This is a genomic window from Bradyrhizobium sp. Kon56, from assembly GCF_055807635.1.
The window spans coordinates 1-298 of the sequence record NZ_JBVVOU010000334.1 but is presented as its reverse complement, the minus strand read 5'-3'; the positions used below and the strand labels follow the sequence as shown (position 1 = coordinate 298).

Annotated in this window: 1 protein-coding gene; it reads left to right on the top strand. The window is 59.7% G+C overall.

The features are described from left to right. Positions 1-110: 110 nt before the first annotated feature. Positions 111-298, top strand: a 188-nt coding sequence (locus tag AC0L3B_RS39205) for a hypothetical protein (RefSeq protein ID WP_473383115.1), incomplete at its 3' end; no start/stop codon positions are given.

The following is a 298-nucleotide window of genomic DNA, read 5'->3' as shown; positions in this document are numbered from 1 at the left end:
GGCGCAGACCCGACCCGCCGGCAGCAAGCCGATAATGGCGCCCTCGATGCACTGCAAAGCCGAATTACTTTTTGGGATGACGTGCAGGCCTCCATGCAAGAGGTGCGTTCATGAGCATCACCGACTACCGCTCCGTCGCCGAAGACTGGGAGCGTCGGGCAACCATCCGCACACGCCCGCGCCGGCTGTTGGAAAACGACGAAAAACTGATCTATCCCCTGTTCCGCCAGCCTCTGGTACTGAGTGCGACTTTCCTTGAGCACTGCCCGCAATGGCGCGATTTTGTACTGACGAGATG